Below are 15,316 nucleotides of genomic sequence, written 5' to 3' on the forward strand. Positions count from 1 at the left end.
CAGGGCTCCTCCTCGGAAGCGCCAGGGCGGGAAAAATCGAGTATCACTCGCGGTCGCTTACCGGGCAAGGGGGCAATCTCCCATCGGACTACCGGATCTGTCGTGAAACCGGACCTTCGCGGGTACGCTCCATTCCCCGCCGCCACGGGGCTTGCCACTGGGAAGGAGGATGGATGGCCCGCTACGACGAGCACGACCAGGCACGGTGGGTGCCGGAGCCGCCGGGTAACCCCGAGCGGAGCGCGTTCGAGCGGGACCGGGCACGCGTGCTCCACAGCGCCTCGCTGCGCAGGCTCGCCGCCAAGACGCAGGTGGTCGCCCCCGCCGACTGCACCGGCCTGCACAGCCCCCGCACACGGTTGACCCACTCCCTGGAGTGCGCGCAGATCGGCCGGGAGATGGGCAAGGTCCTCGGCTGCGACCCCGACCTGGTGGAGACCGCCTGTCTCGCCCACGACCTCGGCCATCCCCCGTTCGGCCACAACGGGGAGGCCGCCCTCGACGAACTGGCCGCGCCGTGTGGCGGGTTCCAGGGCAACGCGCAGAACCTGCGCCTGCTGACTCGGCTGGAGGCCAAGGTCATCACCGAGGACGGCCGCAGCGCCGGGCTCAACCTCACCCGGGCCGCGCTCGACTCGGTCTGCAAGTATCCCTGGGCCGGGTCCTCCTGCCGGGTCCCGGGCGTCCCGCTCGCCGCAGAGGGCCGGCCGTACTGCGTCTACCCCGACGACCTGGCGGTCTTCCGCTGGGTGCGGGAGGGGGCGCCCGACTACGCGGTCGGCTTCGAGGCCCAGGTCATGGACTGGGCCGACGACGTGGCCTACTCGGTGCACGACCTGGAGGACGCGCTGACGTGCGGACACGTCACGATGGCGGCCCTGCGCGACCCGGAGGAGCGGCTCGAGGTGTGCCGTCTGACGAGGGAGTGGTACGCGCCCGACGCGGGCTTGGAGGAACTGTCGGAGACCTTCGCCCGGCTGCTCGCCGAGCCGCTGTGGCCGGCCGCCTTCGACGCCGGGCTCGCCGACCTCGCCGCGCTCAAGCGGCTCACCAGCGCGCTCATCGGCCGGCTGTGCCGCGCCGCCCAGGACGCCACGCGCGAAACGTACGGCTGCCGCCCCACGCCGGGAGACAGGGGCGGCCACAACCGGTACGACGCGGACCTGGTGGTGCCGAGGACGACCCGCCTGGAGTGCGCGCTGCTCAAGGGGGTGACGGCCCGCTACGTGATGTCCAGGGAGGCCCACCACGCCGTCCAGGCCCGGCAGCGCGAGATCATCGCCGAGCTGGGCGACCTCATCCTGCGCGGCGCCCCGGCGACGCTGGAGCCCGCCCTGCGGCCGCAGTTCGAGCAGGCCGCCGACGACGCGGGGCGGCTGCGCGCGGTGGTCGACCAGATCGCCTCACTGACCGACGCCTCCGCCATGGGCTGGCACCGTCGCCTGTCGGCGGCCACGCACCGCCTCAAGGCCGGCTGACCCGCCGGCCGCCTCAGAGCCGGCCGCTCCGCCGGGCCGCCTCAGAACCGGCTGAGACCCGCCGCGCCACCTCCGCCGCCGCGCGCACGAAGGCGGCCAGCGCCCGCGACCGCGCGTCCTGCGGCCAGGCCAGGACCAGCGTCGTCGGCGGCGCGTCGGCCACGGGCACGCCGACGAGGTCGTGACGCAGGTTCGCCCGGATCGACTCGGGGACGACCGCCACGGCCCGGCCGAGCGCGACGAGATGCATGAGCTGGCCGCTCTCCGCGATCCGGGAGAAGCCCTCGGGGACGGCGCCGGGCCACCGCGGCAGCGGCTCGCCGTCGAGGTCCGCCATCGACAGCTCCGCGCGCCCGGCGAGCCGGTGCCCCCGGGGCAGCACCGCCACCTGGCTCTCGACCAGGAGCTCCTCGACCGCCAGGCCGGTCAGGTCCTCGCGCGGGGCGTGCAGCAGGGCGGCGTCGGCCCGGCCGTCCCGCACCATCGCGCCCCGCTCCAGTGCGCTGAAGACGATGTCGACGGGCAGCGCGCCCGGCGTGGCCGCGTACGCCGCGAGGATCTCGGGCAGCAGGTCCGCGTCCCCGCCCGGTTTGGCGGCGAGCACGAGCGAGGGCTCGCTCCGGCCGGCCCGCCGGGTCCTGCGCACGGCCGCCGACACCGCGGCGAGTGCGGCGTGGCCCTCCCGCAGCAGCGTCTCGCCCGCTTCCGTCAGCGCCACCGTGCGGTGGTCGCGCTCCAGCAGCCGCACCCCGAGGCGGCGTTCGAGCTGCTGGATCGCCCGTGACAGAGGCGGCTGCGCGATGCCGAGCCGCCGGGCCGCCCGCCCGAAGTGCAGCTCCTCGGCCACCGCCACGAAATAGGCCAGCTCCCGTGTCTCCACGGTGTCGTCACCGGCGGTCATACCGCGAGGGTATCGCCCGTGACCGAGACGGTGTTGGGCGCCGCGGGGGACGCGGTGATGGGCTTGCCCCATGAACAGCACTGACAGCACCGCCACCGTCGCCCTCGTCACGGGCGCGAACAAGGGCATCGGCTATGAGGTCGCGAGGCAGCTCGGCGAGCTCGGCATGACCGTGCTGCTCGGGGCGCGCGACCCGGGACGCCGGGACGAGGCGACCGCGAAGCTGCGGGCGGAGGGCCTGGAGGTCCACCCGCTGACGATCGACGTCACCGGAGAGGAGAGCGTGCGGGCGGCGGCGGAGCAAGTGGGGGAGCGGTTCGGCCACCTCGACGTGCTCGTCAACAACGCCGGCATCTCGGGCGGGACGCGGCAGACGCCCGGCTCGGTCGACCTCGGCGTCGTGCGCGAGGTGTTCGAGACCAACCTCTTCGGCGTCATCCGGGTGACCGACGCGATGCTGCCGCTGCTGCGGCGGTCGGCGGCCGGCCGGGTCGTCAACGTGTCGAGCGGCACCGGGTCGATGACGCACATGACCGACCCCGGCCACTACTTCACCGGCAGTCCGGGCTTCGCGGCCTATCCGTTGTCGAAGGCCGCGCTCAACATGCTCACCGTGCAGTACGCCAAGCAGTTGCGCCCGCTCGGCATCCTGGTCAACGCCGTCGCCCCCGGGCCGTGCGACACCGACTTCGCCAGGGATCTCGGCAGGTCCCTGCCGCGTACGGCGGCGCAGGGCGCGGCGGTCGCGGTCAAGCTCGCGACGCTCGGTGCGGACGGCCCGTCGGGCGGATTCTTCGACGAGGACGGACCGGTGCCCTGGTGACCGTGCTTCTCCGCAGGACCGATGCCGTGGTGACCGTCCCGCTCAGAGCGGGATGACCACCACGTCGTCGTCGCCGCCCCCGTTCTTCTTTTTCTTCGTGGGGGGCTTGGTCTCGTCCGGGGTGGGCGTGGGCTGCTTGGACGAGTTGGACGCGCACAGTTGCGTGCAGGCCGGGGTCGCGCCCATCTTCTTGCGCAGCGTGAGCATGGCCTTGCGTGGGGAGACGGTGCGGTTGCCGTCGTCCCAGGCGTCCAGGTAGGGCCACGCCGGCACCACGCCCCGCCGCACCCACCAGTACTGGGGCGCGGCCGGCCACGAGATGGCGAAGTAGAGGTTGCTCGCGGTGTCACGCGCGTTGCCCGTGTTGCCCACCCGGCCGAGCAGCTGCCCGGCCTTGACCTTGGTGCCCGGCGCGATGTCCTGCTCCACGGAGTCGAGGTGCCCGCCGAGGTACAGCACGCCGTCCTCGCCCTTGACGGTGACGAACCGGCCCTCCCGGTCGGCGCCGCGGTCGGTCGAGGGCGTCCAGAGGTTCTTGACGTTGACCTCCTGGACCACCCCGTCGACCGGCGACACGAACGCGCATCCCTTGGCCGCCCAGATGATGGTCTTGGGAAGCACGAGCAGCTTGCGGGAGTACGACACCTTGCAGCCCTTGATGGGGAAGGCGTACGTGTAGGAGGACACCTTCGGCGGGGGGACCCGCACCGGCTCGTCCCCGGGCGGAGGCACGACGTGGCCGGGCTGGGAGTCGTCCATGGCGGCCGTGACGCCGCCTCCCGGCGGCGGCATGGGCGGCAGCGTGCTCACTCCCGCGACCCCGGCGGGCGCGCCGCAGGACGCCGCGACGAACGCGGCGCCGGCGAGGGCGGCCAGTCTCCCCGATCGCATGATCTCCACCTGGTCGACGTTACCGAACCTTTCCTTTGTAACGGACCAAGCCGCACATCACGACCGGTTCCGGAAAGTCGTGACATGTCCTCGACCATCCGCCGTGGGGCGTCCGGGCTGTCGGAGGCAGGCTCTAGACTCGCCAGCGTGGCAGGGCGAAGCGGTCGGATCAGTGACGAGGACATCGCGCTCGTGCGGGAGCGCTCGCCGATCGCCGACGTCGTCGGCGAGCACATCCAGCTCCGCAACGCGGGCGGGGGCAACCTGAAGGGGCTGTGCCCGTTCCACGACGAGAAGTCGCCCTCGTTCAACGTCACCCCGGCCCGTGGCTACTACTACTGCTTCGGCTGCGCCGAGGGCGGCGACGTCATCACGTTCGTCCGCAAGATCGAGAACCTGACGTTCACCGAGGCCGTCGAGCGGCTCGCCCAGCGCGCCGGCATCCAGCTCCGCTACGAGCAGGGCGGCTATGTGCCCGGTCGTGAGCAGGGCGAGCGGCTGCGGCTGATCGAGGCGCACCGCGCCGCCGCCGAGTTCTACGCCGAGCGGCTGTCCGGCCCGGAGGCGGCCCCGGGGCGTCGTTTCCTGTCCGAGCGCGGCTTCGAGCGGGCCGACGCCGAGCACTTCGGCGTCGGCTACGCCCCCAACGAGTGGGAGGCGCTGTCGCGGCACCTGATGGCCCGCGGGTTCACCTCCCAGGAGCTGATCAAGGGAGGCCTCGCCCGCGAGGGCAGGCGCGGGCCCGTCGACCGGTTCCGCGGCCGGCTGGTCTGGCCGATCCGCGACATCACCGGCGACGTCATCGGCTTCGGCGCGCGCAAGCTGCTCGACTCCGACGACGGCCCCAAATACCTGAACACCCCCGAGAGCCCGATCTACCACAAGAGCTCGGTGCTGTACGGCGTGGACCTCGCCAAGCGGGAGATCGCCAAGCGGTCCCAGGCCGTCATCGTGGAGGGCTACACCGACGTCATGGCCTGCCATCTGGCCGGCGTGCCGACCGCGGTGGCCACCTGCGGCACCTCCTTCGGGGAGGACCACATCAAGGTCCTGCGCCGGCTGCTGCTCGACCAGGCCGAGTTCAGGGGTGAGGTGATCTTCACCTTCGACGGCGACTCGGCGGGGCAGAAGGCCGCCCTGCGCGCGTTCCAGGACGAGCAGAAGTTCGTCACGCAGACCTTCGTCGCCGTCCAGCCCGACGGCCTCGACCCGTGCGACCTGCGGGTCAAGCAGGGCGACGCCGCCGTGCGCGACCTGGTCGCCAGCCGCGAGCCGCTGTTCGCCTTCGCGATCCGCAGCATCCTGTCGCGCTACGACCTCAACACCAACGAGGGACGCCTGGCCGCGCTCGACGCCGCCGCGCCCGTCGTGGCCTCGATCAAGGACCCGGGGCTGCGCAAGACCTACGTGGTGGACCTCGACCGCTGGATCGGCTTCATGGACGAGGGCTTCGTCATCCAGCGCGTACAGCAGGTCGTGGGGCGGGCGCAGGAGGGCGTCCACGCTCCCGGGCGCCGGCAGCCGGCGCGCGGAGCCGCGCCCGCGCGGTCCGCCCCGGCGCGTCAGGAGCCCCTGGACCCCGCCGTCCGCCTGGAGGCGGAGGCGCTCAAGCTCGCCGTCCAGCGGCCCGCGCTGCTCGGGCCGGAGTTCGACGCGCTCGGCGCGGCGACGTTCACCCTGCCCGAGCACGTCGCGCTCTACGAGATCATCGTGGCGGCGGGGGGGACCGCCGCCGGAGGGCCCGGCGGGCGCGAGTGGGTCGACCGGCTGCTGGAGCAGGCCGACGCCGGGACGCCCGGCGGGACCGGCGTCGACCTGAGGTCGCTCGTCACCCGGTTCGCGGTCGAGGCCGTGCGCGCCGACGTCAACGTCGAGGAGCGGTACGGCGCGGCCGTCCTGGCCAAGATCCAGGAGGTCGCGGTCGGCCGGGCCGTCGCCCAGGTGAAGTCGCGCCTGCAGCGGCTCAACCCGGTCGAGGAGCAGCAGGAGTACAACCGGCTGTTCGGCGAACTCGTGGCGCTGGAACAGCAGCGACGCGTGTTGCGAGAACGCGCCAGCGGGGCCTGAATAAACGTCCCTTTCCAGATCTCACAGCCGCCAAACATATGTTTTGATCTCGATTCGGTATTGACTTCCGCCTTACCTTGGGTGACAAAAATAGGCCTGCCATTTAGTGGTGCCTTTCCTGCACACTGTGTTGCGTGGGTGCATCGGTGCTGCCAAGCAGGCCGCCATCGGTAGACCAGGTGGCGGACCTCGTCGCTAAGGGAAGGGAACGCGGGAGCGTCACGGTTGACGACGTGGCCGCCGCGCTCGACCGATCCGAGTTGCCCGCCGACGCGCTGGAGCGCGTCGTGCGGATGCTCGCCGAGAACGGGGTTGAGGTCCTCGAGCCGCAAGGCGACGAGGAGCCCAGCAAGCCGGACGAGGAGGATATCGGCAAACGCGCTCCGACCAGCGACCTGGTCAGGATCTACCTCAGGGAGATCGGCAGGGTTCCGCTGCTCACCGCCGAGGAGGAGGTGGAACTGGCCAAGGCCATCGAGGCCGGTCTGTTCGCGGAGGACAAGCTCTGCGAGAGCCCCGCCGCCAGGTTCGCCCGGCCGGAGCTGGAAGACCTGGTCTGGGAGGGCGTCCGCGCCAAGCAGCGGCTCATCGAGGCCAACCTCAGGCTCGTGGTCTCCATCGCCAAGCGCTATGTGGGGCGCGGAATGCTGTTCCTGGATCTGATTCAGGAAGGCAATCTCGGTCTCATCCGTGCGGTCGAGAAATTCGACTACACCAAGGGATACAAGTTCTCGACCTATGCGACCTGGTGGATTCGCCAGGCGATCACCCGGGCGATCGCCGACCAGGCGAGAACGATCCGGATTCCCGTGCACATGGTCGAAACGATCAACAAATTGGTCCGCGTGCAGCGGCAGCTCCACCAGGATCTCGGCCGAGAGCCCGCCCCCGAGGAGATCGCCGCCGAGATGGACCTGCCGATCGACCGCGTGGTGGAGATCCAGCGCATCGCGCAGGAGCCGGTCTCGCTCCAGGCGCCCATCGGCGAGGAGGACTCCGACCTCGGCGACTTCATCGAGGACGCCGACGCCGTGGTGCCGATGGAGGCCGCGGCCTTCATCATGCTGCAGGACCAGCTCGACGACATCCTGGCCACGCTGTCGGAGCGCGAGCAGCGGATCATCCAGCTGCGGTTCGGCCTCTCCGACGGCCACCCCCGCACGCTGGAGGAGGTCGGCCGGGAGTTCGGCGTGACGCGTGAGCGCATCCGCCAGATCGAGTCCAAGACGCTGGCCAAGCTGCGCCACCCCACCCGGGCCCAGATGCTCCGGGACTACCTGGACTGACGCCTCGACCGCGGACGAGCGCCTCCCGCCCCTGGGAGGCGCTCGTCGCGTTTCGCGGTGGCCGGCGGCCGGGGTTGTCAGGTTGGCGATGACCTGGTCGGCGTTGCCCGGCGCGCCCAGGTGAACGTTGACGTCTGGTGGCGCGAGGCCGGGTCTCTGGAGCGATCCATATGCGAGCTGTGCCGAGGAATGTAACCATCGCCGGGCGATCTGGAGGTGGATGACGTGAGTGAGTCCGCGGTTCGGCCGAACGAGACGACGGTGCCGTTGCTGCCGTGCGCGTCGGTGGAGGAGACCCTGGCGTTCTATGAGGCGCTGGGATTCGAGGCGACCTACAAACAGAGCAAGCCCTACGTCTATGTGGCGCTGCAGTGGAGCGGATTCCAGCTGCACTTCGGCCCGGCGCCCAAGGGCCTGGATCCGGTCCGGGAGGAGTCCGGAGGCTGCCTGGTCATGGTCGACGCCGTGGCGCCCTACCATGCGGCGTTCGCCACCGCGATGCGCCGGGTCTACGGGAAGGTGCTGAGTTCCGGCCTTCCGCGGATCACCCGCTACCGGCCCGGCGCGTCCCGGTTCACGGTGATCGATCCGTCCGGGAACTCGATCATATTCATCCAGCGCGACGAGCCGGCCGAGTTGGAGTACGGCGGCTCGAAGAAGCTGACGGGCCTGGCCAAGGCGCTCGACAACGCGCGGATCCTGCGCGAGTTCAAGAACGATGACCTGCAGGCCTTCCGTGCGCTCAAGTCCGCGGTGCGCAGGCACGGCGCGGACGCCTCGCCGGTCGAGCGGGCCATCGCCCTGTGTCACCTTGTCGACGTGGCCACGGTGCTCGGTGAGCCCATCGATCCCTGGCTCGCCGATCTGCGTGCTCTGGAGCTCACCGTTGACGACAGGCGGCGCGTCGAGTCGGAACTCGGGCATCTCGCCGGACTTCAGGAGTGGCTTCCCTGAGATGTGAAGCGGCTCCTTCCGGGGGGAGCGAAGTCGACACCGGGGCGCCGGATAGCCTCGGGGGTGTTAACGGTCGACGTACGCTGGCGGTGCTCCCTTGACCTCTCAGAAGCCCTCGCTGTCCCGTCTGTTCGGCTCCCGGCTGCCCCGTGAGGTCCGTACGGCTCTCGCCCTGGAGAGCGGCGAGCGTCCGATCAGCCACGGGCTGACCCCGGAGGGCGGCCACATCGTCGCCACCACCCGGGCGCTGCACCTGCCGGACGGGCCGCGCCTGGCGTGGCACCTGATGGACAAGGCCGTGTGGGACGAGGAGGGCGTGACGGTCACGATGACGGACGGGGCCGTCCACCGGGCTCTCCTGCCCGAGCCGGGCAGACTGCCGGAGACGATCCGTGAGCGGGTGACCTCGACGATCGTCGCGAGTCGCCATGTGACCATCAACGGCCGTGGGGGAGTGCGCCTTGTCGCCCGCCGGATCCCCGGCTACGACACCCCGCGCTGGGAGTTCATCTTCGACCCCGGGCTCGACGCCGACGACCCGGGCCTGCGCGCCCACGCCGAGCAGGCCCTCGAAGAGGTGCGCCGCAGCCTCGGCGTCTGACGCGGCGGGCCCCCGGCGTGATGCCGGGGGCCCGCCGATGGCACGGCACGCACCGTCCGGGCCGGTCCTCCATGGGGAGACGGAGCCGGACCGGCACCCGTCCGGTCTCGGGGGCGGATCAGGGGATCTGGTCGGCGCCGGCCGGCCAGCCGGTGGCCGTGCCGACCCGGTCGGTCCTGTCGGCCTGCTCCCAGGTCTCCGTCTTCTTCAGGAACGGCACCTTGTCGCCCGCGAAGTCCTTGGCCTTGCCCGCCACCTTCGAGGCCTGGGCGCCGACCAGCCCCGCCGCCTCCTGCACCGTGGGGCTGTCCGCGAACCGCTGCGCGAAACGCTTGATCTGCTCGTAGCGCTCACGCCCGGCCCGCGTGCCGAGGACGTAGCCGACGGCCAGCCCGGTGGCGAACATCGCCTTGTATCGCATCTTCCACCTCCGCGCTCGTGTTCCCCGCCCCCCTACCCCGAGGGCCTGTCTCTATCCAACAGCAGCCGTTCCGGCCCCGCCCGGGCGGGCTCCCGGGCCGTCCGGGCGCTCTTTGCCGTACGCCGATCAAGACCCGACGACTCGCGGACGGAATCGATGTGACAGACACCCCCCGGAGTGCGCTAATCTAGTTCCGCGCCGCAAGGAAAGCCGAAAGGCCGGAACGAGCGGAGCAGGCAGTAACAGCAGTAAGAGCACGATCCCGTGTAGCTCAATCGGCAGAGCAGCCGGCTGTTAACCGGCAGGTTATAGGTTCGAGTCCTATCGCGGGAGCATTTCACCCCGGGGCGGTGGTCACAGACCACCGCCCCGGGGTTTTTGTGTTGCTCTCCAGTGTTGCTCTCCACGGAGGAACGGCACATGTCTCCGCGGCGCGGACTCGACGCCGCCGTCACGGAGAACGCCTACTCGCCCGCGAAGCGGCAGCCGGGATCGGGCGGTACGCCATCCACTACCAGCCGCTGTTCACCACCCTGCAGGCGATGGACGTCCAAGCGTTGATCGACCAGGTCGACGACCCCTGGTACAACCAGACCCTCATCCAGGTCGGGGACGTCTGGGTGCGGCTGGGGGTGATGCACGGCGAGTTCCACTGGCACAAGCACGACGAGCAGGATGAGTTCTTCTTCGTCCTGGACGGGCTGTTCCGTATCGAGCTGGAGGGTGCCGACACCGTCGAGCTCGGTCCCCGGCAGGCGTTCACCGTCCCGGCCGGGATGTCGCACCGGCCCGTCGTCCCCGTCCGCAGCGCCGTACTGATGATCGAGAAGGCCGGCGTCGTCGCCACCGGAGACTGACCGCACCGGTGTGGGGATTTGGCGGACAAATCCGGGGACATCGCGGAAAATGTGATCGCCGTGGCCGTACCGGTCGCGGCTGCCGCGGACCACGGACGGCGCAGTGGGGTGAGGGCCACTGCGGGAAGGGTGTCGCCGCCGGCCCGGAACCGGCGCGGGGCGCCCGTGAGCGCGAAGTGTGTGGCGGTCGTGCTGACTTGGCGGAAATCGAAAAAGACCCCCGCGCCCGTACGGGAGCGCGGGGAGGAGATCGACTGGCGGGAGGCGGAGAACTTCATCCGGCTCCACCACGCGGAGAACCCGGTGGCGGGCCCGGTGGAGCCCCGGCTCCGGGAGGTCCTCGCGGAGATCGACCAGACGGGGACGTACACGCACACCACGGGCGAGCTGACCTTCGGCGCGCGGGTGGCGTGGCGCAACAGCAACCGGTGCATCGGGCGCCTCTACTGGCGGTCGCTGCAGGTCCGTGACCGGCGGCACGTGGACACCGCCGACGGCGTGGCCGAGGAGTGCGTCGAGCACCTCAGGGCGGCCACCGGGAGGGGCAGGATCCGCCCCGCCATCACGGTGCTCGCCCCCGACCGGCCGGGGGAGCGGGCGCCGCGAATCCTCAACGACCAGCTCATCCGGTATGCCGGGTACACCCGCGAGGACGGCTCCGTCCTCGGCGACCCGGCGAACGCGGAGATCACCAAGCGGGCCCTGCGGATGGGCTGGCGGGGGGAGGGCACGAGGTTCGACGTCCTGCCGCTGGTCGTGGAGGCCAAGGGCGCCCTGGTCCTGCGGGAGGTGCCGCACGAGGCGGTCCTGGAGGTGCCCCTGCGGCACCCGGCCTTCCCGTGGTTCGCCGACCTGGGCCTCAAATGGCATGCCGTGCCGGCGATCTCGAACATGTCGCTGGAGATCGGCGGGGTCGCCTATCCGTGCGCGCCGTTCAACGGCTGGTACATGGGAACCGAGATCGGCGCGCGCAACCTCGCCGACCGGGACCGCTACGACCAGCTTCCGGTGGTCGCCGAGCGGCTCGGCCTCGACACCTCCCACGAGCGGACGCTCTGGCGCGACCAGGCGCTGGTGGAGCTCAACGTCGCCGTGCTGCACTCCTTCGCGGAGGACGGCGTCACGATCACCGACCACCACACCGAGGCGCGGCGGTTCCTGACCCATCTGGAGCGGGAGGAGCGCAGCGGGCGCGTCTGCCCCGCGGACTGGTCCTGGATCGTGCCTCCCCTGTCCGGCGCCGCGACGCCGGTCTTCCACCGCTACTACGACGACGTACGGCTCACGCCGGCCTACGTCCACCGCCCTCCCGTGGTGTAGAACATAGTTCGGGTGAGGGAGGGTGAACATGGTGGTGCTGTCCGAGGACGACGGCGGTGTGCGGATCCTGACGTTGAACCGGCCGGAACGGCTGAACGCCTGGACCGCCGAGATGGGACGGCGCTACTTCGACCTGCTGGAGGAGGCCGACCTCGACCCGTCCGTACGGGCGATCGTGGTGACCGGCGCGGGAAAGGGCTTCTGCGCCGGGGCCGACTTCGCCGACCTGACGGCCCTGCAGGCGGGCACGTACGCCGATGAGCAGGACAAAAGGCTGACCACCTTCCCCACCACCCTGCGGACGCCGGTCGTCGCCGCGGTCAACGGCGCCTGCGCCGGTCTGGGGATGGTCCACGCGCTCGTGTGCGACGTGGTCGTCACCGCCGACGACGCCAAGTGGACGACCGCGTTCTCCCGGCGCGGGCTCATCGCGGAGTACGGCCTCGGCTGGATCCTGCCCCGGCTCGCCGGGCAGGCCCGCGCCATGGACCTGCTGCTGTCCGGGCGCGTCTTCACCGGTGCCGAGGCATGCGCCATGGGCCTCGCCGTACGGGCCGTGCCGGGGGAGCGGCTGCTCGCCGAGGCCGTCGCGTACGCGAAGGAGCTTGCCACCCAGTGCTCGCCCGCCTCGATGGCGATCATCAAGCGGCAGATCTGGGGCGGCTGGCAGGCGGGGCTCGACGAGGCCAGGGACGAGGCCGTACGGCTGATGACGGAGTCGTTCCGGCGGCCGGACTTCGCCGAGGGAGTGGCGAGCTTCCTCGAACGCCGGCCGCCGGACTTCCCGCCCCTGGGATAGGACTCAGCGGAGGCGGTGGGCGCCGGCCGCCGGGGTGGCGGGCAGGAACGTCGGCGCGGCCCAGCCGCGCTCGGCGTAGGCCTGCTCCACGGTGGCGCGGACCCGGTCCACCCGGTCGTCGGCGACGAGCGCGATGGCCGAGCCGCCGAAGCCGCCGCCGGTCATCCGCGCCCCGCGCGCGCCGCCCTTGATCGCGCCCTCCACCGCCACGTCCAGTTCCGGGCAGGAGACCTGGTACTGGTCGCGGAGAGACAGGTGTGAGGCGTTCAGCAGGGCGCCGATCTCCTGTACGGCTCCCGCCCGCAGCAGTCCGATGACGGCCTCCACCCGGTGGTTCTCGGTGACGACGTGCTGGGTGCGGGCCCGCTCGTCGCCGCTGAGCCTCGACAGGGCCGCGGCGAGGTCGGTGACGTCCCGCAGCGACGGGACGCCGAGGTGCTTGGCGGCGTTCTCGCAGTCCTGGCGCCGCTTGGCGTACTGCCCGTCGGCCAGTTCGTGGTGCACGCCGGTGTTGATGATGAGGATCTGCAGGCCGTACGCCGACAGGTCGAACGGAACGGCGCGGCCGGCCAGCGAGCGGCAGTCGAGGAACAGCGCGTGCCCCTCCTTGCTCAGCGCCGAGGCCGCCTGGTCCATGATCCCGCACGGCATGCCGACGAACTCGTTCTCGGCCTTCTGGCACAGCCTGGCCAGCTCCATCGGCTCCAGGCCGAGGCCGTACAGGTCGCTCAGGGCGAGTCCGACGGACACCTCCAGCGCCGCGCTGGAGGACAGCCCCGCGCCCTTGGGCACGTCGCCGTCGATCACGATGTCGGCGCCGCGCACCGGCAGCCCGGCGCCGCGCAGGATCGAGACGACTCCGGCGGGGTAGCGGGCCCAGCCCTCGGCCCGCTCGACGTCCTCAAGCACCTGCTCCTCGCCGGGGGCCTGCAGCGAGGAGATCCGGACGGTGTGGTCCTCGCGGGGGCTGACGGCCGCGGTGACGCCCCACGGCACCGCGAACGGCAGCACGAAGCCGTCGTTGTAGTCGGTGTGCTCCCCGATCAGGTTGACCCTGCCGGGCGCGTGCCAGACCCCGGCGGGATCGCCGCCGTACGCCTGACGGAAAGCATCAATAACGCGCATAGTCGCACACTCCTCAACATCGCGGCCTTCCCGTAGGGTAGCGGCCCACGCGGGTGCGGACGTGTCAGGGCCCGGCTCGGAGGTCCGGGCCGGGCCCTGATCCGCACGGCGGCTCTCACATCGCGGGTATCGTCGCCCGCTCGTCGGGGACGCAGTGCGTCATCTTCAGCCCCGAGACGTCGCGCGGGCCGTTCTTGCCGAGGTTGGACAGGCGCTCCCTGTCCTCGTCGGTCAGGTCCTGGCTCGCCAGCGGCTCCAGGTGCTTGACGTCGTCCGGCGTGATTCCGAGCCCCTCGCCGACGCGCAGCCCGAGGTCGTCCTCGACCAGCAGGAAGTGCCACACCATGCGCTCCTGGATCGGCCGGTCGCACTGCGACAGCATGGTGGTCAGGTTCTCCACCAGGTCGTCGCGCTCCCACTGCTCCATGAGCAGGTAGCGCTCGCCCGCCTGCTTGTAGTCGTTGGTCCGCGGGATGCGCTTGCGGGTGAGCCTGCCGACGATCTCCGGGCCCTGCTCGTCGTGCGTCGGGAACTGTCCCTCGCGCGGTCCGCCGGTGATGGACGGCTCGTAGTTGACGTGCGGGTTCTCGCCTCCCCGATCCTGGTGGTAGGTCATGAAGCCGTCGCGCTGGTTGGTCCGCACGTCGGCGTTCTTGGCCTGGTTGACCGGCAGCTGCAGGTAGTTCGGCCCGACGCGGTAGCGCTGGGTGTCGCTGTAGGAGAACGTGCGGCCCACCAGCATCTTGTCGTCGGAGAAGTCCAGCCCGTCGACGAGGACGCCGGTGCCGAAGGAGATCTGCTCGTTCTCGGCGAAGACGTTGTCCAACGTCCGGTTCAGGACCATCCGCCCGACCGGCTTGGCCGGGAAGATCTCCTCCGGCCAGACCTTGGTGTCGTCCAGCGGGTCGAAGTCCAGCTCGGGGTGCTCGTCGTCGCTCATCATCTGGACGAGCAGCTCCCACTCCGGATAGTCGCCGCGCTCGATGGCGTCGTGCAGGTCCTTCGTGGCGTGGCCCAGTTCGTGTGCCTGGATGCGGGCGGCGTCCTCGGCCGTCATGCTCCTGACTCCCTGCTTGGGCATCCAGTGGTACTTCACGAGCACGGTCTCGCCCCGGTCGTTCACCCACTTGTAGGTGTTGACCCCGAAGCCCTGCATGTGCCGGTAGTCCGCCGGGATGCCGCGCGGGCTGAACAGGTTGACCAGCATGTGCATGCTCTCCGGGCTCTGCGACATGAAGTCGAAGATCCGGTTCGGCTCCTGCCGGAACGTGACCGGGTCCGGCTTGAGCGCGTGGATCACGTCGGGGAACTTGATGGCGTCGCGGATGAAGAACACCGCGAGGTTGTTCCCTACGAGGTCCCAGTTGCCGTCCTCCGTGTAGAACTTCACGGCGAAGCCGCGCGGGTCGCGGGCACACTCGGACGAGTCCCGCCCGCCGATCACGGTCGAGAACCGCACCGCCAGGTCGGTGCGCTTGCCGGTCTCCTGGAACAGCTTCGCCCTCGTGAACCGGGCGATCGGCTCGTCGCCCCACATGCCGTACGCCTCGAAGAAGCCGTACGACGTCGTGCCGCGCGCGTGCACCACCCGTTCCGGGATGCGCTCCCGGTCGAAGTGACTGATCTTCTCCAGGAACTGGTAGTTCTCGAGAGTGGCCGGGCCGCGCGCGCCGACCGTCCGCTGGTTCTGGTTGTCGTAGACCGGGTGCCCTTGACGGTTGGTCAGCACCGGACGCTCGTCCCCAGGCTCCGGTCCCTTGCTCGACACGTCCGTCATGGGACGGCTCCTCTCG

At 70.9% G+C, this 15,316-nt stretch carries 14 protein-coding genes and 1 tRNA gene; 10 read left to right on the top strand and 5 right to left on the bottom strand.

What is annotated here, in order from left to right; translation table 11 throughout:
* The first annotated feature begins 173 nt into the window (after window positions 1–173).
* Complete coding sequence (locus FH610_RS35040; protein ID WP_139579531.1) at window positions 174–1,478, top strand: deoxyguanosinetriphosphate triphosphohydrolase; 1,305 nt, start codon at window positions 174–176, stop codon at window positions 1,476–1,478.
* A 13-nt stretch (window positions 1,479–1,491) separates the two neighbouring features.
* On the opposite strand, the gene FH610_RS35045 is transcribed toward FH610_RS35040, so the two are convergent.
* A complete protein-coding gene (locus FH610_RS35045) occupies window positions 1,492–2,379 on the bottom strand; it encodes a LysR family transcriptional regulator (protein ID WP_205826288.1) in 888 nt (295 codons plus the stop codon).
* A gap of 70 nt (window positions 2,380–2,449) precedes the next feature.
* Here FH610_RS35045 and FH610_RS35050 point away from each other — a divergent pair, with 70 nt between their 5' ends.
* Entirely contained in the window at window positions 2,450–3,202 is a 753-nt protein-coding gene (locus FH610_RS35050; protein ID WP_139579532.1) for an SDR family oxidoreductase, read from the top strand.
* Window positions 3,203–3,244: 42 nt separating this feature from the next.
* On the opposite strand, the gene FH610_RS35055 is transcribed toward FH610_RS35050, so the two are convergent.
* A complete protein-coding gene (locus tag FH610_RS35055) occupies window positions 3,245–4,093 on the bottom strand; it encodes a M23 family metallopeptidase (RefSeq protein ID WP_139579533.1) in 849 nt (282 codons plus the stop codon).
* Window positions 4,094–4,240: 147 nt separating this feature from the next.
* On the opposite strand from FH610_RS35055, the gene dnaG reads away from it, so the two are divergent.
* The 4 genes from dnaG (at window position 4,241) to FH610_RS35075 (ending at window position 9,001) form a co-directional block, all read left to right on the top strand.
* Complete coding sequence (gene dnaG, locus FH610_RS35060; protein ID WP_240809385.1) at window positions 4,241–6,160, top strand: DNA primase; 1,920 nt, start codon at window positions 4,241–4,243, stop codon at window positions 6,158–6,160.
* 146 nt (window positions 6,161–6,306) lie between these two features.
* Complete coding sequence (gene rpoD, locus FH610_RS35065; protein ID WP_079312297.1) at window positions 6,307–7,446, top strand: RNA polymerase sigma factor RpoD; 1,140 nt, start codon at window positions 6,307–6,309, stop codon at window positions 7,444–7,446.
* A 225-nt stretch (window positions 7,447–7,671) separates the two neighbouring features.
* The gene (locus tag FH610_RS35070; RefSeq protein WP_139579536.1) at window positions 7,672–8,400 is read left to right on the top strand and encodes a VOC family protein; all 729 of its coding nucleotides are present in this window, start codon (window positions 7,672–7,674) and stop codon (window positions 8,398–8,400) included.
* A 97-nt stretch (window positions 8,401–8,497) separates the two neighbouring features.
* Entirely contained in the window at window positions 8,498–9,001 is a 504-nt protein-coding gene (locus tag FH610_RS35075) for a hypothetical protein (RefSeq protein ID WP_240809386.1), read from the top strand.
* A 118-nt stretch (window positions 9,002–9,119) separates the two neighbouring features.
* On the opposite strand, the gene FH610_RS44850 is transcribed toward FH610_RS35075, so the two are convergent.
* On the bottom strand, window positions 9,120–9,422 hold the full coding sequence (locus tag FH610_RS44850; RefSeq protein ID WP_139579537.1) for a YtxH domain-containing protein: 303 nt from the start codon (window positions 9,420–9,422) through the stop codon (window positions 9,120–9,122).
* Window positions 9,423–9,682: 260 nt separating this feature from the next.
* Between FH610_RS44850 and FH610_RS35085 the strand changes: the two genes are divergently transcribed.
* From FH610_RS35085 to FH610_RS35100, 4 genes are all read left to right on the top strand, one after another.
* Window positions 9,683–9,755, top strand: a tRNA-Asn gene (locus FH610_RS35085).
* 209 nt (window positions 9,756–9,964) lie between these two features.
* The gene (locus FH610_RS35090; protein WP_139579538.1) at window positions 9,965–10,279 is read left to right on the top strand and encodes a cupin domain-containing protein; all 315 of its coding nucleotides are present in this window, start codon (window positions 9,965–9,967) and stop codon (window positions 10,277–10,279) included.
* Window positions 10,280–10,444: 165 nt separating this feature from the next.
* Entirely contained in the window at window positions 10,445–11,599 is a 1,155-nt protein-coding gene (locus FH610_RS35095) for a nitric oxide synthase oxygenase (RefSeq protein ID WP_240809387.1), read from the top strand.
* Between the two features lie 28 nt (window positions 11,600–11,627).
* Window positions 11,628–12,398, top strand: a complete 771-nt coding sequence (locus tag FH610_RS35100) for an enoyl-CoA hydratase-related protein (protein ID WP_139579539.1) — start codon at window positions 11,628–11,630, stop codon at window positions 12,396–12,398.
* Window positions 12,399–12,401: 3 nt separating this feature from the next.
* Here the strand turns inward: FH610_RS35100 and galK are convergent, their stop codons facing one another.
* Together galK and FH610_RS35110 are read right to left on the bottom strand one after the other, a co-directional pair.
* Entirely contained in the window at window positions 12,402–13,523 is a 1,122-nt protein-coding gene (gene galK, locus FH610_RS35105; protein ID WP_139579540.1) for a galactokinase, read from the bottom strand.
* Between the two features lie 115 nt (window positions 13,524–13,638).
* Window positions 13,639–15,300: a catalase gene (locus tag FH610_RS35110; RefSeq protein WP_139579541.1), complete on the bottom strand. Its 1,662-nt coding sequence runs from the start codon at window positions 15,298–15,300 to the stop codon at window positions 13,639–13,641.
* Window positions 15,301–15,316: the final 16 nt, after the last annotated feature.

Origin of the sequence: Microbispora catharanthi (assembly GCF_006334915.2) — a bacterium.
Classification (GTDB): domain Bacteria; phylum Actinomycetota; class Actinomycetes; order Streptosporangiales; family Streptosporangiaceae; genus Microbispora; species Microbispora catharanthi.